The sequence below is a fragment of the Nonomuraea aridisoli genome (genome assembly GCF_003236395.1).
Lineage (GTDB): Bacteria > Actinomycetota > Actinomycetes > Streptosporangiales > Streptosporangiaceae > Nonomuraea > Nonomuraea aridisoli.
The window spans coordinates 1-21,593 of record NZ_POUD01000152.1 but is presented as its reverse complement, the minus strand read 5'-3'; the positions used below and the strand labels follow the sequence as shown (position 1 = coordinate 21,593).

24 protein-coding genes are annotated in these 21,593 nt (G+C 69.4%); 17 read left to right on the top strand and 7 right to left on the bottom strand.

Annotated elements, in window-relative coordinates:
* Nucleotides 1-221 precede the first annotated feature (221 nt).
* Complete coding sequence (locus C1J01_RS29695) at nucleotides 222-806, bottom strand: DUF3043 domain-containing protein (protein WP_235854754.1); 585 nt, start codon at nucleotides 804-806, stop codon at nucleotides 222-224.
* Between the two features lie 151 nt (nucleotides 807-957).
* Here C1J01_RS29695 and C1J01_RS29690 point away from each other — a divergent pair, with 151 nt between their 5' ends.
* Genes C1J01_RS29690 through C1J01_RS29665 form a run of 6 tightly spaced genes read left to right on the top strand, consistent with a single transcriptional unit; the run spans nucleotide 958 to nucleotide 5,678 of the window.
* On the top strand, nucleotides 958-1,794 hold the full coding sequence (locus C1J01_RS29690) for a PspA/IM30 family protein (RefSeq protein WP_111182274.1): 837 nt from the start codon (nucleotides 958-960) through the stop codon (nucleotides 1,792-1,794).
* Nucleotides 1,791-2,069: a PspA-associated protein PspAA gene (pspAA, locus tag C1J01_RS29685; RefSeq protein ID WP_111182273.1), complete on the top strand. Its 279-nt coding sequence runs from the start codon at nucleotides 1,791-1,793 to the stop codon at nucleotides 2,067-2,069. Before C1J01_RS29690 ends, pspAA begins: the two co-directional genes overlap by 4 nt.
* Nucleotides 2,070-2,116: 47 nt before the next feature.
* Nucleotides 2,117-2,974, top strand: a complete 858-nt coding sequence (gene htpX / locus C1J01_RS29680) for a zinc metalloprotease HtpX (RefSeq protein ID WP_235854756.1) — start codon at nucleotides 2,117-2,119, stop codon at nucleotides 2,972-2,974.
* Between the two features lie 6 nt (nucleotides 2,975-2,980).
* On the top strand, nucleotides 2,981-3,538 hold the full coding sequence (gene pspAB / locus C1J01_RS29675; protein WP_111182271.1) for a PspA-associated protein PspAB: 558 nt from the start codon (nucleotides 2,981-2,983) through the stop codon (nucleotides 3,536-3,538).
* A 49-nt stretch (nucleotides 3,539-3,587) separates the two neighbouring features.
* Nucleotides 3,588-5,027 (top strand): alpha/beta fold hydrolase, encoded by a 1,440-nt coding sequence (locus C1J01_RS29670; protein ID WP_111182270.1) that lies wholly within the window; start codon nucleotides 3,588-3,590, stop codon nucleotides 5,025-5,027.
* Between the two features lie 48 nt (nucleotides 5,028-5,075).
* Nucleotides 5,076-5,678 (top strand): SIMPL domain-containing protein, encoded by a 603-nt coding sequence (locus tag C1J01_RS29665; protein ID WP_111182269.1) that lies wholly within the window; start codon nucleotides 5,076-5,078, stop codon nucleotides 5,676-5,678.
* Between the two features lie 24 nt (nucleotides 5,679-5,702).
* Here the strand turns inward: C1J01_RS29665 and nadA are convergent, their stop codons facing one another.
* A complete protein-coding gene (gene nadA / locus C1J01_RS29660; RefSeq protein ID WP_111182268.1) occupies nucleotides 5,703-6,854 on the bottom strand; it encodes a quinolinate synthase NadA in 1,152 nt (383 codons plus the stop codon).
* A 165-nt stretch (nucleotides 6,855-7,019) separates the two neighbouring features.
* On the opposite strand from nadA, the gene erpA reads away from it, so the two are divergent.
* Complete coding sequence (gene erpA / locus C1J01_RS29655; RefSeq protein ID WP_111182267.1) at nucleotides 7,020-7,373, top strand: iron-sulfur cluster insertion protein ErpA; 354 nt, start codon at nucleotides 7,020-7,022, stop codon at nucleotides 7,371-7,373.
* Between the two features lie 107 nt (nucleotides 7,374-7,480).
* Complete coding sequence (locus tag C1J01_RS29650) at nucleotides 7,481-8,467, top strand: carbohydrate kinase family protein (RefSeq protein ID WP_111182266.1); 987 nt, start codon at nucleotides 7,481-7,483, stop codon at nucleotides 8,465-8,467.
* A 109-nt stretch (nucleotides 8,468-8,576) separates the two neighbouring features.
* Here C1J01_RS29650 and C1J01_RS29645 read toward each other — a convergent pair whose 3' ends face one another.
* The gene (locus C1J01_RS29645) at nucleotides 8,577-8,822 is read right to left on the bottom strand and encodes a sulfurtransferase TusA family protein (protein WP_111182265.1); all 246 of its coding nucleotides are present in this window, start codon (nucleotides 8,820-8,822) and stop codon (nucleotides 8,577-8,579) included.
* The gene (locus C1J01_RS29640; RefSeq protein ID WP_220040162.1) at nucleotides 8,819-9,961 is read right to left on the bottom strand and encodes a cysteine desulfurase family protein; all 1,143 of its coding nucleotides are present in this window, start codon (nucleotides 9,959-9,961) and stop codon (nucleotides 8,819-8,821) included. Before C1J01_RS29640 ends, C1J01_RS29645 begins: the two co-directional genes overlap by 4 nt.
* Before the next feature lie 142 nt (nucleotides 9,962-10,103).
* On the opposite strand from C1J01_RS29640, the gene ctaC reads away from it, so the two are divergent.
* The 4 genes from ctaC to C1J01_RS29620 all read left to right on the top strand — a co-directional run bounded on the left by ctaC (nucleotide 10,104) and on the right by C1J01_RS29620 (nucleotide 14,364).
* Nucleotides 10,104-10,934, top strand: coding sequence for an aa3-type cytochrome oxidase subunit II (ctaC, locus tag C1J01_RS29635; protein ID WP_111182263.1), 831 nt, complete (start codon nucleotides 10,104-10,106; stop codon nucleotides 10,932-10,934).
* Complete coding sequence (ctaD, locus tag C1J01_RS29630; protein ID WP_111182262.1) at nucleotides 10,931-12,595, top strand: aa3-type cytochrome oxidase subunit I; 1,665 nt, start codon at nucleotides 10,931-10,933, stop codon at nucleotides 12,593-12,595. Before ctaC ends, ctaD begins: the two co-directional genes overlap by 4 nt.
* Nucleotides 12,595-13,008, top strand: coding sequence for a cytochrome c oxidase subunit 4 (locus tag C1J01_RS29625; protein ID WP_111182261.1), 414 nt, complete (start codon nucleotides 12,595-12,597; stop codon nucleotides 13,006-13,008). The genes ctaD and C1J01_RS29625 overlap by 1 nt, the downstream gene beginning before the upstream one ends.
* Before the next feature lie 273 nt (nucleotides 13,009-13,281).
* On the top strand, nucleotides 13,282-14,364 hold the full coding sequence (locus tag C1J01_RS29620) for a L,D-transpeptidase (protein WP_235854752.1): 1,083 nt from the start codon (nucleotides 13,282-13,284) through the stop codon (nucleotides 14,362-14,364).
* A 155-nt stretch (nucleotides 14,365-14,519) separates the two neighbouring features.
* On the opposite strand, the gene trpD is transcribed toward C1J01_RS29620, so the two are convergent.
* Nucleotides 14,520-15,566, bottom strand: coding sequence for an anthranilate phosphoribosyltransferase (gene trpD, locus C1J01_RS29615; RefSeq protein WP_111182259.1), 1,047 nt, complete (start codon nucleotides 15,564-15,566; stop codon nucleotides 14,520-14,522).
* Between the two features lie 6 nt (nucleotides 15,567-15,572).
* Nucleotides 15,573-15,998: a hypothetical protein gene (locus C1J01_RS29610; protein ID WP_111182258.1), complete on the bottom strand. Its 426-nt coding sequence runs from the start codon at nucleotides 15,996-15,998 to the stop codon at nucleotides 15,573-15,575.
* Nucleotides 15,999-16,177: 179 nt separating this feature from the next.
* Between C1J01_RS29610 and ctaE the strand changes: the two genes are divergently transcribed.
* Genes ctaE through qcrB form a run of 4 tightly spaced genes read left to right on the top strand, consistent with a single transcriptional unit; the run spans nucleotide 16,178 to nucleotide 20,443 of the window.
* A complete protein-coding gene (ctaE, locus tag C1J01_RS29605) occupies nucleotides 16,178-16,834 on the top strand; it encodes an aa3-type cytochrome oxidase subunit III (RefSeq protein WP_111182257.1) in 657 nt (218 codons plus the stop codon).
* Between the two features lie 14 nt (nucleotides 16,835-16,848).
* The gene (gene qcrC, locus C1J01_RS29600) at nucleotides 16,849-17,658 is read left to right on the top strand and encodes a cytochrome bc1 complex diheme cytochrome c subunit (protein WP_111182256.1); all 810 of its coding nucleotides are present in this window, start codon (nucleotides 16,849-16,851) and stop codon (nucleotides 17,656-17,658) included.
* Entirely contained in the window at nucleotides 17,655-18,767 is a 1,113-nt protein-coding gene (qcrA, locus tag C1J01_RS29595; RefSeq protein WP_111182255.1) for a cytochrome bc1 complex Rieske iron-sulfur subunit, read from the top strand. The genes qcrC and qcrA overlap by 4 nt, the downstream gene beginning before the upstream one ends.
* Complete coding sequence (gene qcrB / locus C1J01_RS29590) at nucleotides 18,764-20,443, top strand: cytochrome bc1 complex cytochrome b subunit (protein ID WP_235854749.1); 1,680 nt, start codon at nucleotides 18,764-18,766, stop codon at nucleotides 20,441-20,443. Before qcrA ends, qcrB begins: the two co-directional genes overlap by 4 nt.
* Before the next feature lie 60 nt (nucleotides 20,444-20,503).
* Here qcrB and C1J01_RS29585 read toward each other — a convergent pair whose 3' ends face one another.
* Complete coding sequence (locus C1J01_RS29585) at nucleotides 20,504-21,049, bottom strand: YceI family protein (RefSeq protein WP_235854748.1); 546 nt, start codon at nucleotides 21,047-21,049, stop codon at nucleotides 20,504-20,506.
* Between the two features lie 90 nt (nucleotides 21,050-21,139).
* On the opposite strand from C1J01_RS29585, the gene C1J01_RS29580 reads away from it, so the two are divergent.
* On the top strand, nucleotides 21,140-21,593 hold a 454-nt coding region (locus tag C1J01_RS29580), incomplete at its 3' end, for a MarR family winged helix-turn-helix transcriptional regulator (protein ID WP_220040161.1).

Sequence of the window (21,593 nt, the reverse complement as noted above, 5' to 3'; positions counted from 1 at the left end):
GGAATGGGCGCGGTGTGGGCCGGGATCGCGGTGATCGTCGTGATCTTCCTGGCTCTCGCCCTGGCGTCCCCGCCGCCACCGGTCCCGACGCCTCCCGCCGACCGGCCCCTGGGGCAGGACGAACGTCCCGCCCCATGAGCGTGCGGCCCGCGGGCCGCGCCGTGCTGCGGTGGGAGATTTCTGCCGACGGCAGAAAGACCGAAATTCCGGAAAAATTCAGGTCACTTCTTGGGCGGCACCGGCTTACCGCCGGGCAGCACCACCGGCGGCGGGAAACGCAGCTTGCGGATCTGCAGCGCCCGCATCGCAGCGTAGAAGCCCACGCCTCTGACGCTCTCGTCGGGCAGCTTCTCGGCCACCAGCTTCTTCACCTTCCACGCCACGTAGACGGAGGTGAAGAGCACGCCGATCATCATGATCGGCCAGCCGACCGCGATGACGATGTTGAGCACCTGCGCCCGGATCTCCAGAGGCCACGGGACCCACGTCGCCAGCAGGATCACCAGCGAGAAGGGCAGGAAATACTGGCTCGGCAGCCGGCGCGAGTCGACCCAGTCGCGGGCGAACTTGCGCGCGGGACCCTTGTCGCGGACGGGGAAATAACGCTCGTCGCCCGCGAGCATGCCCTTTCGGGCGCGCTCACGTTCGGCGGCCTGCTTGGCGCGCATCTGCCGATAGGCCTCTTTACGGTCTTTCGGCGCGCTGACCGGCTGCCGCCTGCGGCTCTCGGCATCCCGGCGCTTGGGGGTGGGGCGACCTTTACCCTGGGGCTTAGGATCGTCAGCGGGGACGGGGGTGTCGTCCACGGAAGTTTGGGAACGGCGTCGCAACACACGTCAACCCTACCTGGACTGCAACTTAGTGACGCCCCCGTGCGTTATGCGTAGGGTAATCCCAAGGCGGCTGCGCTGCATTGGGTGAACACCAGCACGACCTAGAAGGGGACGGCCGACGCGCATGAGCGTGATGAAGAGACTTTCGATGATCTTCAAGTCCAAGGCCAACAAGGCCCTGGACAAGATGGAGGATCCGCGCGAGACCCTTGACTACTCCTATCAGCGGCAGCTGGAGCTGCTGCAGAAGGTGCGCCGTGGGGTGGCCGACGTCGCCACCTCCCGCAAGAGGGTCGAGCTGCAGATAACGGGCCTGGAGAAGCAGTCCCAGCGTTTGGAGGAGCAGGGCCGCAAGGCGCTGTCCGTCGGCCGTGAGGACCTGGCGCGCGAGGCGTTGCAGCGCCGGTCCAACCTGCAGGCGCAGATGGCCGACCTGAAGGTCCAGCACGACAACCTGCAGGCCGAGGAGGAGAAGCTCACCACGGCTTCCCAGCGGCTGCAGGCCAAGGTCGACTCCTTCCGTACGAAGAAGGAGACGATCAAGGCCACCTACACCGCCGCCGAGGCGCAGACGCGCATCAACGAGGCGTTCTCCGGCATCTCCGAGGAGATGGGCGACGTCGGCCTCGCGATCCAGCGCGCCGAGGACAAGACGGCGCAGATGCAGGCGCGTGCCGGCGCCATCGACGAGCTGCTGGCCAGCGGCGCGCTCGACGACGTCAGCGGCACCCGCGGCGACGACATCCAGGCCGAGCTCGACCGCATGGGCGGCGGCATGGACGTCGAGCTGGAGCTCGCCCGGATGAAGGCCGAGCTGGGCCAGGGCCCCGCGCCGCAGTCGGCGATCGAGCAGGGGCAGCCGCAGCAGCAGCCCCAGCAGCAGGCCCAGCCTCAGCAGCAGTCCCACCCGCAGCAGCAGGGCCAGACCCAGCAGCTGCGCCAGCCGGGGGAGGGCGCATGATCGTACGCATCATGGGCGAGGGTCAGGTGGAGATCTCCGCCGACGACATCTCGGTCCTCAACGAACTCGACACCGAGCTGGAAGCGGCCATCGACGCGGGCGACGAGAAGGCGTTCCGCGTCAAGCTGCACGCGCTGCTCGACAAGGTGCGCCACGTGGGCAAGGCGCTTCCCGACGACAGCCTTGAGCCGTCAGAGCTGATCCTTCCCCCCGCGGACGCCTCGATCGAGGAGGTCCGGGAGATGCTGGGCGACCAGGGCCTCATCCCGGGCTGAGCCCCGTGAACGCGCGGTTCGCGTCCGACCGCGGCCTGACGAGCCGCATGGTCGTGACGATGTTCCTGCTCGGGCTGCTCTACGTCGTCTTCGTCGGCGTCCTGATCGCCCTGGGCGTTCAGGCGCTGGCCGTGCTGGTGCTGGCAGGAGGCCTGCTGCTGGTGCAGTACTTCCTGTCCGACCGCATCGCGCTGTTCGCGATGCACGGGCGGGAGGTCTCCCCGCAGGAGGCCCCCGAGCTGCACGGCCTCATCGACCGGCTGTGCGCGCTGGCCGACATGCCGAAGCCGCGGGTGGCGATCGCCGACTCCGACGTCCCCAACGCGTTCGCCACCGGGCGCAACCAGAAGCGCGCCGTCGTCTGCGTCACGACCGGCATCCTGCGCCGCCTGGAGCCGCGCGAGCTCGAGGGCGTGATCGCCCACGAGCTGTCCCACGTCGCCCACCGCGACGTCGCCGTGATGACGATCGCCTCGTTCCTCGGCATCGTGGCCGGGCTCATGACGCGCTTCGCCCTCTACTCCGGGCTCGCCGGCCGCCGCAACGGCGGCCAGGGCGGGGTGCCCGTCGGGGCGATCATCCTGCTCGTCTCCGTCCTGGTGTACGCCGTCAGCTTCCTGCTCACCCGCGCCCTGTCGCGCTACCGCGAGCTGGCCGCCGACCGCGCGGGCGCGCTGCTCACCCAGCGGCCGTCCGCCCTGGCCAGCGCGCTGACCAAGGTCACCGGCGACATGGCCCGCATCCCGACCCGCGACCTGCGCGAGGCGGAGCCGTTCAACGCCTTCTACTTCGCCCCGGCGCTGGCCAAGGGCCAGTCGCTGGCGACGTTGTTCGCCACCCACCCGCCGCTGGAGCGGCGCCTGCAGCAGCTGGCGGACATCTCCGCGCAACTCGGAAGGGGCTGAGCCGGCATGCGGTGGCTCGACGCGCTGCTCGGCCGGTCGAAGCCGGTCAGACCCGACCTCGACGCGCTGTTCGCGCTCCCGTCGGCGGCGGTGACGCTGCAGGCCGCGACCGGTCTCGTCCCCACCGGTCTCGGCTCGGTGGCCTTCCGCGCCGCCGAGGGGGCCGCGTTCGCCACCCTGGAACGCGACGTCAAGGCGCTGCTGGGCGAGCGCGTCGAGGAGTCCCACGACGGCTACGGCTACACCTGGCTGCTCGTCCGCCGCTCCGCCGACGCCGTCAGCGACCTGGTCACCGAGCTGCACGCGGTCAACTCCTCGCTGGAGGGCGCCGGGTTCGGGCCGTCGCTGCTGTGCTCCCTGGTGTCGTTCGCCGCCCCCGACGGCAGGCGGCTGGCCGTCGTCTACCTGTACAAACGCGGCACCTTCTACCCCTTCGCCCCGCAGAGCGGCCAGCGGCGCGACAACGCGCTCGAACTTCAGGCCAGAGGCGCCCTGGAGGGCGAGCTGCCGCTGGAGAGCGATCTGAGCCGCTGGTTCCCGGTCTGGGGCGCCCCCGGCCTCTGACCTGGGGGTGCTTTGCACCGGTGCATACGCATAGTGATCTAATGATCACGTGGAGCGAAGGTTGTACGTGTTCGCGGCGAGCGCGTTCATCGTGGCCGCGGTCCTGGGCAGCGCCTGGGTCACCGGTCAGTTCACCACCCCTCTGGTGGACAGGACCAACGGCTACGTCAGCGAGCTGGCCGCCCGCGACCAGCCGTGGACGCGCCTGTTCCGCGTGTGCGAGGCGCTGTCGGGGCTGGCCTGCGTGGTCGGCGTGGCCCTGGTCCCCAGGGTGGCGCGCGAGTGGCCGGGCTGGCTGGCGCTGGCCGCGTTCGGGCTGCTGACCTTCGCGGGCGGGCTGTTCCCGCTCGACTGCGCCGCGCTCAGCGACCTGCTCTGCGGGCGCACGGCGACGTCCTTCGCCCACCGGATCCACCTGCTGGCGGGCGTGCTGTCCACCGGCGCCGTGCTGGCGGCCATGGCGCTGCTCACCGCGTGCTGGCGGTCGTGGGCGTCGGGGCTGTTCACCGTGCTGACCCTGGCCGCCACGCTGCTCACCGGGGCCGGCCTGGCCGTCGGCCACGGCGTCGGCCTCGCGCACCGCGCCCAGCTCACCCTGATCGCCGTCTGGCTGGTCTACGTCGCCATGCGGCTGCTCGTCGTCGACGGCGAGCAGGAGGAGCAGGTTCCGCTGCGGGTCGCGCCCGGCCGCGCGGGCGGCGTGGGCGGCGCCCGCGGCCAGGCCCCCAACCCCACGATCGGCTACGGCCGCCCCCACGTCGTCGAGGAGGGCACGGGCCCCACGGTGCTCATCACGGCCGGTCCGGGAGCGGCCTGGTTCCACTGGGACGCCGTCGCCGCGGCGCTGGCCGCGAGTCACCGCGTCATCCGCTTCGACCGCCCGGGGCTCGGCCTCAGCCCCCGCTCGCCCGCCCCGCCCAGCCTGTACGCCGAGGTCGCCCGCCTGGCGGCGCTCTCACCCGACCATCCCGAGCAGGTGATCGTCGTCGCCCACGGGGTGGCCTGCTGGCACGCCGAGGCGTTCGCCCGGCTGCACCCGCTGTGCCTGGCCAAGCTCGTCCTCGTCGAGCCGGCCTGCCCCGGCGGACGGCGGCCGCTGTCCGCCGCCCGATCCGCCGGCAGGTGGCTGCCCGCGCTCGGCGCCACCTGGGGAGCCGCCGCGCTGGCCCGCCTGACCGGGCCGCCCGCGCACCGGCTGCTCACCGGCCTGCCCGACCCCTCGGGCGTCTACCGCATGGGCAAGGTGCCGGCGGCGGTGGCGGGGGAGTGGCTGGCCCGCCGTGACATGGCCGCCGACCTGCTGCGGCTGCGCGTGGACAAGCCGTTCCCGCCGGTGCCGGTGACCGTGATCGGCGCGTACGAGCGGGACGGCTGCCGGGAGCGGCTCGCCGGCGACCTCGGCGCCGCGCTCGTCCGCCTGCCCGCCGCCGCCCGTCCCGTCCCGCTCCGTGACCCGGACGTCGTCGCCGCGGCGGTCACCGGCCGCTGACGAAGCGGCCTAGGATCGGGACGGAACCCGTGCGAAGGGGGCGGCCCCGTGGACATCACCGTGACCGGCGAGGGCGCCGTCCTGGCCGCGCCCGACCTGCTGAGACTGCACGCGGGCGTCGAGGTCCGCCGGGCCTCGGCCGCGGAGGCGTTCGCCGCCGCGCGGGCCGCCGCGGCCCGCCTGGCCGGCGCGCTCGTCTCGGCCGGCGTCGCGCCCGAGGACGTCCGCACGGTCGAGCTGTCCCTCGGCCCCGAGTACGACTCCTATCCGACGGTCGCCGCCTACCGCGCCGTGCAGGGCGTCGAGGTGATCGTGCGCGATCTCGGACGGGCCGACCGCGTCATCGACACCGTGGCCGGGGTGGGGGAGGAGGCCAGGCTCAACGGCCTGGCCTTCGAGCTGTCCGACCCGGCCGCCGCGCTGGCCGAGGCCAGGACGCGCGCCTTCAGGGACGCCGCCGCCAAGGCGGCCCAGTACGCCGGGCTGGCCGGCCGCCCGCTCGGCCGGGTGGTGTCGGTCACCGAGGAGCCCTGGACGGGACCACCGCAGCCGATGCGCACGGCCCTGGCCGCCGCGGAGAGCGACGCCTCGCTCAGCCCCGGCCGCCAGGCCCTGTCGGTCCGCGTGCGCGTCGGCTACGACTTCGCCTGAAACCTGAAGCCCTCTGGCGGGGGGTTACGGAAGGGCGAGCATGCGGTCGAGGGCGACCTTGGCCCAGTGGGTGGTGTCGTCGTCGACGGTGATCTGGTTGACGACCTCGCCGAGCACGAGCGACTCCAGCGCCCACACCAGGTGCGGCAGGTCGATGCGGTTCATCGTCGAGCAGTAGCAGACCGTGCGGTCCAGGAACGAGATGTTCTTGTCGGGGAACATCTGGGCCAGCCGCTTGACGAGGTTCAGCTCCGTGCCGACCGCCCAGCTCGACCCCGCCGGTGCGGCCCGCAGGGTCTTGATGATGTGCTCGGTGGAGCCGATGTGGTCGGCCTTCAGCACGACCTCGTGCCGGCACTCGGGGTGCACGAGCACGTTCACGCCCGGGATGCGCGCGCGCACGTCGTCCACCGACTCGGCGGTGAAGCGGCCGTGCACCGAGCAGTGGCCCTTCCACAGGATCATCCGCGCCCGCTCCAGCTGCTCCTGGGTCAGGCCGCCGTTGGGGCGGTGCGGGTTCCACACCACGCAGTCGTCCAGCGACATGCCCATCTCCAGCACCGCCGTGTTGCGGCCGAGGTGCTGGTCGGGCAGGAACAGCACCTTCTCGCCCTGCTGGAACGCCCAGTCCAGGGCCCGGCGGGCGTTGGAGGAGGTGCACACCGCGCCGCCGTTGCGGCCGCAGAACGCCTTGATGTCGGCGCTGGAGTTCATGTACGTGACGGGGATCACCTGATCGGCGAGCCCGGCGTCCTCCAGAGCCTCCCAGCACTCCTCGACCTGGTCGAACGTGGCCATGTCCGCCATCGAGCACCCAGCCGCCATGTCCGGAAGAATCACCTTCTGGGCGTCGGTGGTGAGGATGTCGGCGGACTCCGCCATGAAGTGCACGCCGCAGAAGACGATGAACTCCGCCTCCGGCCGCGCGGCCGCCTGCTGGGCGAGCTTGAAGGAGTCGCCCGTCACGTCGGCGAACTGGATGACCTCGTCGCGCTGGTAGTGGTGGCCGAGCACGAACAGCCGCTCACCGAGCGCCTCCTTGGCCTTGCGGGCGCGTTCCACCAGGCCGGGGTCGGAGGCGGGCGGCAGCTCGCCGGGACACTCGACCCCCTTCTCGCTGTGCGGATCGGCGCCCCTGCCGAGGACGAAGAGCGGCAGCCCAGTCTGGGTGGCCATGGCCACACCCCCTTATCGTCGTTTTGACGATACTCATGATGACACACGGACGAACCTGGATATTCCGGAGGTAGGCCACCCCGGGAATGTGTGGCATCGGCCCGGTGTTGGTAGCGTCATCTGTAGGACGTCGAAAAACAGACAGCCTGGTTAGGGAGTCAGCAGATGACGGTTGAGAGCAGCGAGACCACGACGCAGGGCCTGATCCTGACTGACGCGGCCGCCGCGAAGGTCAAGAGCCTGCTGGAGCAGCAGGGCGAGGAAGGTCTGCAGCTGAGGGTCGCCGTGCAGCCCGGAGGCTGCTCCGGCCTGCGCTACCAGCTCTTCTTCGACGACCGTTCGATGGACGGCGACGTGGTGTCGGAGTTCGGCGGCGTCAACGTGGTCACCGACCGGATGAGCGCTCCCTACCTGATGGGCGCCACCATCGACTTCGTCGACACCATCGAGAAGCAGGGCTTCACGATCGACAACCCCAACGCCACGGGCTCGTGCGCCTGTGGTGACTCGTTCAACTAGTACGGGTCGCCGGTCGCCGGCAGGTCCCGCTCGCCTTTGTGCGCGCGGGACCTTCGCGTATTCTCGTGGGGCTCATTGGCCTGCTGACAACGAGGAAGAAGAATCCCGTGCGCATCGCCGTAACCGGCTCTATCGCGACAGACCACCTGATGACCTTCCCGGGAAGCTTCGGCGACCAGCTCATCGCCGAGCAGCTCGATCGGGTGTCCCTGTCGTTCCTGGTCGATGACCTCCAGATCCGTCGCGGCGGATGCGCCGCGAACATCGCTTTCGGCATGGCCTGCCTCGGCCTCAACCCGATCCTCGTGGGCGCCGTGGGCAACGACTTCGCCGACTACCGCTCCTGGCTGGAGCGCCACGGCGTCGACTGCGAGTCCGTGCACATCTCGGAGACCCAGCACACGGCGCGTTTCCTGTGCACCACCGACGAGCACCACAACCAGATCGCCTCGTTCTACACCGGGGCCATGGCCGAGGCGCGGCTCATCGAGCTGCAGCCCGTCGCCGACCGCGTGGGCGGGCTCGACCTGGTGCTGATCAGCCCCAACGACCCCGACGCGATGCTGCGCCACACCGACGAGTGCCGCCAGCGCGGCATCCCGTTCGCCGCCGACATCTCCCAGCAGCTCGCGCGCATGGAGGACGAGCAGATCCGCCAGCTCGTCGACGGCGCCGCCTACCTGTTCTCCAACGACTACGAGAAGGGGCTCATCGAGCAGAAGACCGGCTGGTCCGACCAGGAGATCCTCGACCGCGTCGGCGTCCGGGTCACCACGCTCGGCCCCAAGGGCGCCGTCATCGACCGCAAGGGCGAGCCGTCCATCCACGTCGCGCCCGCGCCCGAGCGCGGCAAGGCCGACCCCACGGGCGTCGGCGACGCCTTCCGCGCCGGCTTCATGTCGGGTCTGGCCTGGGGGCTGCCGCTGGAGCGCTGCGGCCAGCTGGGCAACCTCACCGCCACCCACGTGCTGGAGCGCGTCGGCGGCCAGGAGTACGAGCTCGGCCAGCAGGTGTTCCTCGAGCGGTTCAGCGCGGCCTACGGCCCCGAGGCGACGGCCGAGATCGCCGAGCACGTGCGCTGCTACCACCCCTGAGCGAGGCCCTTGATGAGGCCCTGAACGGGGCCCCGAGTGGGGGCCGTCCCGCCCGGCTCGCGGGCGGGACGGCGTCTTCCCGTCCCCTGCCCGCGGCGGGCGGGGGCATTCAGTAATTACGCCTGACGTGGATCGCCCAGCCACCCTCGGGCAGCTCGTACGAGCCGACGTGGCGGTGCGACTTCAGCCGGCACCACGCCGGCACGTCCGTGTAGGCCGCCGGATCGTCGGCCAGCACGGCCACCACGGCGTTCAGCGGCACGTAGTTGATCTGCTCGGCCAGCATGATGATCGGGATCGGGCACTTCTTCCCGATCGCGTCGATCGTCAGAGCCGGCTCGGTCACCTCGGTCATGCGACTCCTGCGTCCTGGCGGATGCGGCGCACCAGGTCGGGCAGCACGGCGAGGAACCGGTCGACCTCCGCCGCGGAGGTGCCCCTGGGCAGCGACACCCGCACATTCCCATGCGTCAGCACGCCCATCGCTTCCAGAACGTGCGATGGACGAAGCGTACTAGCCGTGCAAGAACTCCCGGACGATACCGCGAATCCCGCTTTGTCCAGTTCGGTGAGCAGGGCCTCGCCGTCGACGTACAGACACGAGAAGGTCACGATGTGCGGGGCCCGCTCGACCGGGTCGCCGATCACCTCCACGTCGGGCACGACCTTCGGCACCGTCTCGCGGATCTTCGCCACCAGTTCCGACAGCCGGGCCTGCTCCTGCGCCGCCTCCGCGGTCATCGCCCGCAGGGCGGCCGCGGCCGCGACGATGCCGGGCACGTTCTCGAAGCCCGGCACCCGCCGCCGCTCGCGTTCGTCCTCCGGCAGGAACGAGCGGAACCGGGTGCCCTTGCGCACCACGAGCACCCCCACCCCGGCGGGCCCGCCCCACTTGTGGGCGCTGGCCGTCAGCACCGACCAGCCGGCCGGGACCGGCATCCGGCCGGCCGTCTGCGCCGCGTCGACCAGCAGCGGGACGCCGTTGGCCCGGCAGGCCGCGGCGGCCTCCGCCACCGGCTGCAGGGTGCCGACCTCGTGGTTGGCCGTCTGCAGGCAGGCCAGCGCCGTGCCCGGACGCGCGACCGCCTCGGCGAACAGGTCGAGGTCGACCCGGCCGGTCAGCTCGACGCCCACGGTCTCGACCGTGCCGCCATCGCGTTCGTGCACGCCGCCGGCGTGCAGCACGCTGGAGTGCTCGACCGCGCTCGTCACCAGATGGCGCCCGGCCCTTCTCCTGCCGTGTAGGGTGCCGAGCACGCCGAGATGCACGGCCTGCGTGCCGGAAGAGGTGAACGACACCTCGTCGGGCCGCGCGCCGAGCGCCTCGGCCACCTCCGTGCGGGCCTGCTCGAGCAGCAGGTGCGCGCGGCGGGCCTGGCCGTAGAGTCTCGCGGGGTCGGCCCAGCCGACGTCGATCGCCGCCAGCAGCGCCTCGCGCGCCTGAGGGTGGAGCGGCTCGCTCGAAGCCGCGTCGAAGTACGCCACGAGACTCATCGTCCCACTTGCGGGGCCATCGAGGGGTCGCGCGGGGGGGCAAGGCACCTGCACGCTAATGTGTCTGCAATCAGCTGTGCATTTGGAAATACGAGCGCCCAAGGGAAAGACTCTTGGGCTTCATCTGTGGGGTAGGCGATCCGTGAGTCCGACTCGCCGTACGACGCGGCGTTCGTTGGCCCGGCGCAGGGTGCCACGCGCCGCCGCTCTGGCGTTGCTGCTGGCCACTGCTACGGCGTGTGCTAATGACGTCCCCGAGGCCGATTGGTCTCGCGGCCTTCTTCCTGATCACGTCACGCAGGAGGGCGGCGTGGTCCAGAGCCTGTGGAACGGGGCCTGGATCGCCGCACTCGCCACGGGTGCCGTCGTCATCGTCCTGATCCTGTGGGCGGCGATCTTCCACCGCAAGCGCAAGTCCAGCGCCGAGCTCCCGCCGCAGGTGCGTTACAACCTGCCGATCGAGATGCTCTACACCCTGATCCCGCTGGTCATGGTGTCGGTGTTCTTCTTCTTCACCGCCCGCGACAGCGAGACCCTCACCAGGGTGGACGGTGACGCGCCGGTCAAGGTCAGCGTCGAGGCGTACCAGTGGAGCTGGCGCTTCACCACGACGGTCAACGGCCAGACGCTGGCGCCGGTCGCGGGCGTGCCCGTGAGCGACTACAACCAGGGCCCCCAGCTCGTCCTGCCGGTGAACACGAAGGTCGAGTTCGACCTTTCGACCGATGACGTCATCCACTCCTTCTGGGTGCCGGAGTTCCTGTTCAAGCGCGACGTCATCCCCGGCATCCCCGAGGACAACCCGGGCCGCAAGTTCCAGATCACGACGCTCAACCGCACGGGGGTCTTCGCCGGTCGTTGCGCCGAGCTCTGCGGTGTCGACCACAGCCGGATGCTCTTCTCGGTGAAGCTCGTTCCGCAGGCTGAGTTCAACCAGTACATCGCGACCCACCAGGCTGGGAGTGCCCAGTGACCGCCATCCAAGAGCCACTGACGACGACGCCGATCAGGCCGTCCTCCAAGGGCCAGATCATCGCCAAGTGGATGTCCTCGACTGATCACAAGATCATCGGGCACATGTACCTGATCACGTCGTTCGCCTTCTTCCTCATCGGCGGCATCATGGCGTTGGTCATGCGGGCCGAGCTGGCGCAGCCGGGGCTGCAGTTCACCAGCAACGAACAGTTCAACCAGCTGTTCACCATGCACGGCACGATCATGCTGCTCATGTTCGCGACGCCGCTGTTCGCCGGCTTCGCCAACGAGCTGATGCCGCTGCAGATCGGCGCTCCCGACGTGGCGTTCCCCCGCCTGAACATGGTCAGCTACTGGCTCTACCTGTTCGGCAGCATCATCGCCGTGTCGGGCTTCTTCACCCCGGGCGGCGCGGCCTCCTTCGGCTGGTTCGCCTACACGCCGCTGTCCAACGCGATCAACTCGCCGGGCATCGGCGGCGACCTGTGGATCATGGGTCTGGCCCTGTCGGGTCTCGGCACCATCCTGGGCGCGGTCAACTTCATCACCACGATCATCTGCATGCGCGCTCCCGGCATGACGATGTTCCGCATGCCGATCTTCACCTGGAACATCCTGCTGACCAGCATGCTCGTGCTGATGGCCTTCCCGGTGCTGGCCGCCGCGCTGCTGGCGCTGGAGGCCGACCGCAAGCTCGGCACCCACATCTTCGCCTCCGAGAACGGCGGCGCGCTGCTCTGGCAGCACCTGTTCTGGTTCTTCGGCCATCCCGAGGTGTACATCATCGCGCTGCCGTTCTTCGGCATCGTGACCGAGGTCCTGCCGGTCTTCAGCCGCAAGCCGATCTTCGGTTACATCAGCCTCGTGGCCGCGACCATCTCCATCGCGGGTCTGTCCATCACGGTCTGGGCGCACCACATGTTCCCGACCGGGCAGGTGTTGTTGCCGTTCTTCTCGTTCATGACGTTCCTCATCGCGGTGCCGACCGGTGTGAAGTTCTTCAACTGGATCGGCACGATGTGGCGGGGACACCTGTCGTTCGAGTCGCCGATGCTCTTCTCGGTCGGCTTCCTCATCACGTTCCTGCTGGGCGGTCTGACGGGCGTCATCCTGGCCTCGCCGCCGCTCGACTTCCACATCAGCGACACCTACTTCGTCGTCGCCCACTTCCACTACGTGGTCTTCGGCACCGTCGTGTTCGCCATGTTCGCCGGGTTCTACTTCTGGTGGCCCAAGTTCACCGGCAAGATGCTCGACGACAAGCTCGGCAAGCTGCACTTCTGGCTGCTGTTCATCGGCTTCCACACGACGTTCCTCGTGCAGCACTGGCTGGGCATGCTGGGCTTCCCGCGCCGCTACGCCGACTACAGCGCGGCCGACGGCTTCACCGACCTCAACATGTTGTCGTCGGTGGGCGCGTTCATCCTGGGCGCCTCGACGCTGCCGTTCTTCTACAACGTCTGGAAGACCTGGCGCAGCGCGCCCAAGGTCACGGTCGACGACCCCTGGGGCTACGGCGGTTCGCTCGAGTGGGCGACCTCCTGCCCGCCGCCGCGGCACAACTTCACCTCGCTGCCGCGCATCAGGTCTGAGCGCCCGGCGTTCGACCTGCACTATCCGCACGTTTCCGCCAAGTCCGCCCAGGAGGTCGAGGCCTGATGAAGGTCCAGGGTTGGCTGTTCCTGCTGTGCGGCGTGTTCTTCGCCGGCGTCGACATCGCCTACTGGTTCTGGACCAAGGCGGAGACGGGCCAGGGTGAGCCGGTCGGCACGACGGCCATGGCCATCTCGGTCGGGTTCGCGTTCATGGTGGGCTACTACCTGATGTTCACCGCGCGGCGCATCGGCGCGCAGCCGGAGGACAACAAGCAGGCCGAGATCAGCGACGGCGCGGGCGAGCTCGGGTTCTTCAGCCCGAGCAGCTGGTGGCCGCTGTTCGTCTGCCTGGCGGCGGCCTTCGCCTTCGCCGGGTTCGTCATCGGCTTCTGGATGTTCCTGATCGGGGTCTTCCTGGTCATCATGGCCATGATCGGGTTCGTCTTCCAGTACTACCGGGGTCACTTCTCGCACTGAGATCCGCCCTGAAAAGCGGACATCCCTCCCTTGGGGAAGGGTGTCCGCTTTTTGGTGTTCCTTAGCGATCTGCGGATGTGGTGAATCGCTCACTCAGGGTAATAAAGGAGGCAGAAGCGGTTCGATCTTGACGAGGGAGTACTCGTGGGGCGCGTAGCGTATCGACCGGCCGGCCTACTGGCCCTGGCGCTGCTGACAGCGTGCTCAGCGGGCGGTCCGGCCGTGGACCCTGACAAAGGGGCCGCCATGGCAGGCGGCGCCCGGAGTGTCTCCGTGGGGGTCTCTCCGGCGAACAAGGCCGCCAACGTGCCGACCGATCAGCCCGTGGTCGTCTCGGCCCAGGGGGGCACGCTCAAGAGCGTGCGCATCGACGGCGGCAAGTCGGGCCCGCTCAAGGGCGTCCTGAGCGCCGACGCCACCCGGTGGCGCAGCCTCGGCACCGCCCGGCCCGGCACCGAATACACGGTCACCGCCGTCTCCGTGGACGGCTCGGGCAAGCAGACCGAGATGACCAGCAAGTTCTCCACGGTGAAGGCCAACAAGACGTTCGACATCGAGTCCATCACCCCGAACAAAGAGATCACGGGGCTGACCGTCGGGGTCGGCATGCCCGTCATGATCGCCTTCGACCAGCCCGTCACCGACCGGGTCTCGGTCGAGCGCAACCTCATCGTCCGCAGCTCCAAGCCGGTGGAAGGCGCCTGGCACTGGTTCGACGACCAGCACGTGGACTTCCGGCCGCGCGAGTACTGGCCCGCGCACACGAAGGTGCGGGTGGAGGCCAAACTGGCCGGCGTGCGCGGCGGGCCCGGCATGTACGGCAAGCGAGACGTCAAGCTCGACTTCAAGATCGGCCGCGAGCAGATCACCAGCGGCAGCATGAAGACCCACACGCTCACGGTGCGCCGCAACGGCAAGAAGATCCGCACCATGCCGATGAGCGCCGGCAAGGGCGGCGTGTGGAAGTACCACACGACCTCCGGCATCCACCTGGCGATGTCGCGAGAGCCCGTCACGGTCATGACCTCGCCCGGGATCGGGCCCGGCCAGTCCGGCTACTACCGGACGACCACCTACAACAACGTCCGCATCTCCAACAGCGGCGAGTACGTGCACAGCGCGCCGTGGTCGGTGGGCTCGCAGGGCAACGCCAACGTCAGCCACGGCTGCGTGAACGTCAGCCCGGAGAACGCGCGGTGGTTCATCAACAACACCCTGATCGGCGACCCGATCATACTCACCGGCTCGCCCAGGCGGCTGGAGCCGACCAACGGCTGGGGGCACTGGCAGGAGAACTGGAAGCAGTGGCTCCAGTGGAGCTCGCTGAAGGACGGGCCCACCAACAGCCTGGCCTGACCCGCCGGCAGGACGAACGCGGGCCCGTGTCTCCGAAGAGGCACGGGCCCGTGGTCGTGTACCTGCCGTGTACGGACCGTACGCACCCGCCGGCGTCAGGGGACGGGCCGCGGGCGGCGGGGCTGGAACGGGGCTCTCAGCGCCGCGTACGGGGGTCAGGCGTGGGCGAAGGAGGCGCTCGCCTCGACCCAGCGCTCGAGGGTGGCCGCCGCGGCGCCCGAGTCGACGGCCTGCGACGCGCGGGCATAGGCGTCGATCATGGCCTGGTCGAGGTCGTCGCCGGGGCCGTCGAGCGCCACCAGCGCCGCGGCCGCGTTGAGCAGCACGGCGTCGCGCACCGGCCCGGTCTTGCCGCCCACCAGCTCGTGCACGGCCTGGGCGTTGAACGCCACGTCGCCGCCGCGCAGCGCCCCCACGTCGGCGCGCGGGATGCCGAGAACCGACGGGTCGAACGTGGTCTGCGTCGCGGCGCCGTCCTTGACCACCCAGACGGTGGAGGTGCCGGCGATGGTCAGCTCGTCGAGCCCGTCGTCACCGCGGAACACCAGCGCGGACACCCCGCGCTCGGCGAAGACGCCGGCCAGCACGGGCAGCATCCTGGGGTCGTAGACGCCGATGGCCTGCGCCGAGGGACGGGCCGGGTTGGTGAGCGGGCCCAGGAAGTTGAAGAACGTGGGGATGCCGATCTCCTTGCGCACCGGCCCGGCGAACCGCAGCGCGGGGTGGTAGACCGGGGCGAAGCAGAACGCGATGCCGGCCTCGCGCGCCACCTGCGCGGTCTGCGCCGGCGTGAGGTCGAGCCGGACGCCGAGGTGCTCCAGGACGTCGGCGGCGCCGCACGAGGACGACGCGGCGCGGTTGCCGTGCTTGACGACGCGGGCGCCGGCCGCGGCGGTCACGATGGCGGCCATCGTGGAGACGTTGACGGTGTGGGCGCGGTCGCCGCCCGTGCCGACGACGTCGACCACGGGCCCCTCCACGCTCAGCGGCGTGGCCAGGTCGAGCATGGTGCGGGCCAGGCCGACCACCTCGGCGACGGTCTCGCCCTTGGCGCGCAGTGCGATCGCGAAACCGGCGATCTGGGCGGGCGTCGCGGCGCCGGACATGATCTCCCGCATCGCCCAGGCCGTCTCGTCGGAGGTGAGGTGCTCCCCGGCGAGGAGAGCGGAAAGCAGCGTGGGCCAGGTCGTACGGGAGTCCATGGGCACCTACTTGGCGTTGAGTCGGGTGGCGGAACGACGGCGCATCAGGTCGGCCACGGTGTCGGCCAGGACGATCGGCTCGAGGGGCTGCGACACGACCGCGTCGGCCTTCGACCACTCGGCCAGCCAGCGGTCGTCGCGCCTGGCGATGATCAGGCAGATGGGCGGGCAGTCGTAGACCTCGTCCTTGGCCTGGCGGGAGACGCCCATGCCGCCCGCGGGCTGCGTCTCGCCGTCGAGGACGGCCACGTCGATCTCGCCGGAGCCCAGCCACTGGTGAACCTTGGGCTCGGTGGCGCACTCCACGATCTCGACGAAGGGGACGTCGGCCGCGGGGCGCCTGCCGATGGCCTGGATCACCTCGGCCCTGGTCGCCGCGTCGTCGCTGTAGACGAGGACCCTCATCTTGTCGTCGGTGCTCCCAGTGGACATCGGTCGCGCTCACTATCGGTCGAAGCGGTATGGTCACCTGGGATCGTACCGGTGTGTCGGCGTGCTGACCCAGGCCACCATGCCTGGTGGGTGGTTTATACCGATTATCCCAGGTTGGTCGGTGGTTCGTACCTGCTAACGGGGGGTCGTGCGCCGGACCGACCATCGGAGCCGCAATAATGCTGCCCGTGGCGACAGCATCCGCAATAACTTCGACGACGACAGCACAGTCGTACCGGCGACCCAACCTGGTCAGTGTCGGGACGATCGTCTGGCTGTCCTCTGAGCTCATGTTCTTCGCGGCGCTGTTCGCGATGTACTTCACCATCCGGTCGGTGAGCGAGGGCAAGGGCCTCGAGTGGGGCCCCGCGCTTCTTCCCGCAGGCACGCAAGCGGCCGAGGGCGTCGCTCACCTGAACATCCCGTTCGCGACGGTCAACACGATCATTCTGGTTCTGTCGAGTGTGACGTGCCAGATGGGCGTGTGGGCCGCGGAGAAGGGGCAGGTCGGAAAGCTCCGCTTCTGGTACATCGTCAGCTTCCTCATGGGCGCGGTCTTCATCGCCGGCCAGCTGTACGAGTACATGGAGCTGGCGTCAGAGGGCGCGACCCTGTCCGCCAACGCCTACACCTCGGTGTTCTACCTGACGACGGGCTTCCACGGCCTGCACGTGACCGGTGGCCTGATCGCGTTCCTGTTCATGCTGGGACGCACGTACGCCGCGAAGCGCTTCACGCATGAGCAGGCCACCAGCGCGATCGTCGTGTCCTACTACTGGCACTTCGTTGACGTCGTCTGGATCGGTCTTTTCGCGACCATTTACATCATTCGTTAAGGAACGGGATCTCTGTGATTAGGACCACCGCTTGGCGGCGGCATCCCCTCGCGAGATACGCCGTCCTGATTTTGGCGTTGGCGCTGGTCGGGATGGTATACGCCGCCTTTGTCCAGGCGGGTAAGCCTGCCGACGCGGCACTGGCGGCGGGCAAGGTCGACGACGTGGCCGAGGGCAAGAGCCTGTTCGTCCAGCACTGCTCGAGCTGCCACGGGATGAACGCCGAGGGCACCAGCACGGCCCCCACGCTCGTCGGCGTCGGCGCGGCCGCCGTCGACTTCCAGATGAGCACCGGCCGGATGCCGGCCGGCGCTCCCGGGCCGCAGGCGCCCCGCAAGCCGCTGCCCGAGTGGGTCGACGAGACGAAGATCCGCCAGATCTCGGCCTACGTGCAGTCGCTCGGCGGCGGCCCGCAGGTGCCGGCGGCGGAGCAGGTCGACCCCAAGCTCGGTGACGCCGGCAAGGGCGGCGAGCTCTTCCGCGCCAACTGCATCCAGTGTCACAACTGGGCCGGCGCCGGTGGCGCCCTGACCCAGGGCAAGTACGCGCCCAACCTCAACTCGGCGACCCCCACGCAGATCTACGAGGCCATGGTCACCGGCCCGCAGGCCATGCCGGTCTTCAACGACACGACGATCACCCCCGAAGAGAAGCGCAGCATGATCGCCTACATCACCCAGGTCCGTGAGCAGAAGGACCCGGGTGGCTTCGGTCTGGGGCGCATCGGCCCGGTCACCGAGGGCCTCGTAGCGTGGATCGTGGGCCTCAGCGCCCTCGCACTCGCCGCCATCTGGATCACCGCGAAGAAGCGACAGAAGTCATGACAGACAACGAGCACGAGATCGAGCAGCCGGACGAGCGCGTACCCAAGCGCGTCATCGGCACCCCCCCACCGGGCACCTCGATGCTCGGCACCGTGGAAGCGCCCCGGGCCGAGGAGGAGGTCCCGGGCGTCACGCTGCAGGACGAGGCCAAGGCCCGCAAGGCCGAGAAGATCGTCGCGCTCTGCTTCGTGATCACGTTCCTGGCGGCCATCGCGTTCATCATCTCCTACGTGGTCTTCCAGGTCGGCAGCCCCGAGGCGACGGGCGCGTCCAACCTCGCGCTGGGCTCGTCGCTGACGGTGGCGATCCTCAGCCTCGCGATCGGCATCGTGATCTGGGTCCGCCAGATCATGCCGAAGTACTCCCTCGTCCAGGAGCGCCACCTGATGGTCTCCGACGAGGAGGACCGCGGGGTCGTGGGCAGGACGTTCGTCGAGGGCGCCAACGAGAGCGGCTTCGTCAAGCGCAAGCTGCTGCGCCGCACGCTGCTGCTGGGCGCGGCCCCGCTGGGCCTGATCCCGCTGGTGCTGCTGCGCGACCTCGACAACACCAAGATGCCGGGCTCGCAGTTCAACAAACTGCTGCGGCACACGGTCTGGGGCGAGAAGACCAAGGAGGGCAAGCCGCTGCGGCTCGTCGTCGAGGGCACCGGCCAGCCCATCAGGGCGGCCGACTTCAACTCTCCCGGCGGCATCCTGTCGGTCGTCCCCGAGGGCTACGAGCACGACCTGAACGCCCTGGCCAAGGCCACGCTGATCCTGATCAAGTTCCGTCCCGAGGAGCTCAAGAGCGGCGTCAGGCAGAACTGGACGCACGACGGCATCGTGGCGTACTCGAAGATCTGCACCCACGTGGGCTGCCCCGCGGCCCTGTACGAGCAGAACACCCACCACATCCTCTGCCCGTGCCACCAGTCGACGTTCGACGCCGCCGACGGTGCGAAGGTCATCTTCGGCCCGGCCGCCCGGCCGCTGCCGCAGCTGCCCATCACCGTCGACGCCGAGGGCTACCTCGTCGCCCAGGGCGACTTCGAGGTGCCCGTCGGCCCCAGCTACTGGGAGCGCGGTGACGCCGAGGCCGAGGCCCGGGCCAAGGGAGGCCAGGCGTGAGCGAGCTGAAGACCGTCCCCAAGGCCATCACCGGGCCGTCGAACTTCCTCGACGAGCGTCTCGGCGGGGCCAACTTCCTCAAGCGCAACCTGCGCAAGATCTTCCCCGACCACTGGTCGTTCCTGCTGGGTGAGATCGCGCTCTACTCCTTCGTCATCCTGCTGCTCACCGGTACGTTCCTGACGTTCTGGTACAAGCCCAGCATGATGGAGGTCGCCTACGACGGCTCGTACGCGCCGCTCAGGGGCGTCATGATGTCCGAGGCCTACGCGTCGTCGCTGGAAATCAGCTTCGACGTCCGGGGTGGTCTGCTCATCCGGCAGATGCACCACTGGGCGGCCCTGCTCTTCGTGGCCGGCATGATGGTGCACGCGCTGCGCGTGTTCTTCACCGGCGCCTACCGCAAGCCGCGCGAGATCAACTGGATCATCGGCGTGCTGCTGCTGACGCTGGCGCTGGCCGAGGGCCTGACCGGCTACTCCCTCCCCGACGACCTGCTCTCCGGCGCCGGTCTGCGGATCACCGAGGGTGTGGCGATCTCGCTGCCGCTGGTCGGCACGTACATCACGTTCTTCCTGTTCGGCGGGGAGTATCCGGGGCACGACGTCATCTCCCGGTTCTACTCGCTGCACATCCTGCTCATCCCGGGCATCCTGCTGGCGCTGATATCGGCCCACATGGTGCTCATGTGGGTGCAGAAGCACACCCAGATGCCGGGCAAGGGGCGGACCAACCAGAACGTGGTGGGCGCGCCGTTCTACCCGGCCTTCATGGCGAAGGCGGGCGCGTACTTCCTGTTCACGCTCGGCGTGATCGCCGGTCTGGGCACGTTCGCGCAGATCAACCCGATCTGGATCTTCGGCCCGTACACACCGGCCGACGTGTCGGCGGGTTCGCAGCCCGACTTCTACATGGGCTTCCTCGAAGGCGCGCTGCGCATCATGCCGCCATGGGAGATCAACCTCTTCGGCACGGCCCACGCGGGCACACTGCCGCTGAGCGTCATCATCCCGGCGCTGGTGCCGATGGGCATCATCATGACGGGCCTGGCGCTCTATCCGTTCCTGGAACGCTGGGTGACCGGCGACCACCGCGAGCACCACGTCGCCGACCGTCCGCGCAACAACCCGCACCGCACCTCGATCGGCATCTCCGCGATGACGTTCTACGGTGTGCTGTGGCTGATGGGCGCCAACGACGAGATCTCGGCGTTCTTCCACATCAGCCTCAACTGGACGACGTACATCGGCCGGGTGATGATCTTCGTGGCGCCGGCGCTGGCGTACCTGATCACCTACCGGATGTGCCTGGGTCTGCAGCGCTCCGACCAGGCGGTCATCTCGCACGGCGTCGAGTCGGGCGTGATCAAGCGGCTGCCGCACGGTGAGTTCATCGAGGTCCACACGCCGCCGGCGGAGGACATCGAGGCCCACGTGCGCGGCAAGCAGCCGGTGCCGATGCTGCCGGTGGCCGAGGACGCCGCGGGCATCCCGCCGAAGGGCATGCGTGGCCCGCTCGGCAGGCTGCGCGCCCGGATGTCGAAGGCGTACGGCGGGGAGAAGATCCCGCTGGAGGACGGGCACGGGCACGACGAGCACGCCGCCATCGGTCACGGTGGTGAGGAGGAGCACGCCGCCGTCGGTTCGAGCGACGACGACCGCAGCCTCACGCACTGATTCCTGCCGCCACAACCGCACGGGCCCGGACGAGTTTGTCGTCCGGGCCCGTCGGCGTCTTCAGGCGTTCTTGAGGAGCGACAGGTCGAACTCGAGGGCGATCTTGTCCGAGATCATCACGCCGCCGGTCTCCAGGACGGCGTTGGTCGTGATGCCGTAGTCGCTGCGGTTGATCGCGAGGCCGCCTTCGAAGCCGACGCGGGTGACGCCCTGGGCGTCGACCGAGGTGCCGGTGTAGTCGAGCGGAATCGTGATCTTCGTGGTCACGCCGCGGATCGTCAGGTCGCCGGTCACCTCGAAGCTGTCACCGCCGACGTGCTTGACATCGGTGGAGACGAAGGTGATGTGCGGGTGGTTGGCGACGTCCAGGAAGTCGCCGGTGCGCAGGTGGTCGTCGCGCATGCCGTTGCCGGTCTCGATGCCCGCCACGTCGAGGGTCACGCGAACGCTGGAGGCGCCCGGGTCGGCGGCGTCCAGGTGGGCGGGGGCCTCCTTGAGGGGGATGCTGCCGCGGACCTTGGTGACCATCGCGTAGCGGGCCGTGAAGCCGAAGCGGCTGTGGGCGGGGTCGGTGGTGTAGTCGCCGGTGAGTTCGCTGGGGTACACGTCTGGCTCCAGTTAATTCAGCACTGAAAGATTCAGCAGGACAATACATCTGCTTTATTTCAGCGCGCAACTATCCAGTACGATGCCGAGGTGACGCGATGGCTGGACGACGACGAACAACGCGCCTGGCGCGCCTTCATGACGGCGAGCCGGCTGCTCCACGACCGGCTGGAGCGTGACCTGCTGGCCGCGGCCGACATGCCGCCCACTTACTACGAGCTGCTCGCCCTGCTGTCGGAGGCGCCCGAGCGGACCATGCGCATGAGCGACCTGGCGCACTGGACCAACTCCAAGCCCAGCCGCATCTCCCACGCGGTCGGCAAGCTCGAGCAGAAGGGATGGGTGCGCCGGGAGCACTTCGCCGGCGACCGGCGGGGCTGGCTGGCCGTCCTGACGGACGAGGGGCTCGCCGCGCTGCAGGCGGCGGCTCCGCCGCACGTGGCCAGCGTCCGCGAGCACCTGATCGACCTGCTGACGCGCGAGCAGCTCCGGCACCTGGAGGACATCAGCCGCACCCTCCTCGACCACCTGTGCGCCCCTGCCC